This is a genomic window from Nocardia paucivorans NBRC 100373, assembly GCF_000308675.1.
Taxonomy (GTDB): domain Bacteria; phylum Actinomycetota; class Actinomycetes; order Mycobacteriales; family Mycobacteriaceae; genus Nocardia; species Nocardia paucivorans.
In genome coordinates this window covers 1-953 of sequence record NZ_BAGE01000099.1, presented here as the reverse complement: position 1 = coordinate 953, position 953 = coordinate 1, and the positions used below count along the sequence as shown (strand labels likewise).

1 protein-coding gene is annotated in these 953 nt (G+C 64.2%); it reads left to right on the top strand.

Features of this window, described 5'->3' with window-relative positions; all coding sequences use genetic code 11:
• On the top strand, nt 1-839 hold an 839-nt coding region (locus tag ON32_RS23445; protein WP_040793188.1), incomplete at its 5' end, for a tyrosine-type recombinase/integrase.
• Nucleotides 840-953 lie beyond the last annotated feature (114 nt).

Genomic DNA, 953 nt, shown 5'->3' with positions numbered 1-953 from the left:
AAGACGCCGCCCGGCGCAAGCCCCGCTGCTGCGCCAAACAGCCCCCGCAATGCTGCGGCGACGCGCTCTCGATCAGTTCGATCCGGCATGTGCTGCGAGTCCTGCGCGCCGCACTACAGGACGCGGTCGATGACGAACTGCTCAGCCGCAACGTCGCCCGCTCGGTCCACATCGCCGGCAGCGACAACTCCAAGGTCCGCCGCTTCACCTTGGCCGAGGCCCGACGCTTCCTCGCCACCGCCCAGCACCACAGGCTGCATGCCCTGTGGGCGGTGGCCCTGGCCCTAGGCCTGCGGCGCGGCGAAGCCCTCGGCCTGGCCTGGGACGACGTGGACCTGGCAGCAGGCCGGATCACCATCCGGCAGGCCTTACACCGCATCGACGGAAGCCTGCAACTCACCCCGGTCAAGACCGACGGCTCGAACACCACCCTGCCGCCACCCGCGCCGTTGATCACGATCCTGCACGATCACCGCCGCAAACAGGCAGAACAGCGATTCGAGGCCTGCAACGACTGGATCGACTCCGGACTGGTGTTCACCACCGTACTCGGCAGCCCGATCGAACCCCGCAACGTCAACCGCATGTTCGCCCGCTTGTGCGAGCGAGCCGACGTCCCACAACTACGGGTGCACGATCTGCGGCACTCCTGCGCGACCCTGTTGTTCTCAACCGGTGTCGATGCCGCGACAGTGCAACGCATCCTCCGGCACAGCTCCATCAGCGTGACAACAAACACATACATGGAGGTGATCCAGCCGGTGCAACGCGACGCCCTCGACACCCTGAAACCGCTGTCCGGAGGCTCGCACAACGAATCTGCCGAATATACGGAATAACGCGTTGTCGTCAAAAAGTGTCGTCAAAATGGGTTATTTCGCCATGCGAAAAACCTATAAAACCTGGTGGAGCTAAGGGGACTCGAACCCCTGACCCCCACACTGCCAGTGTGG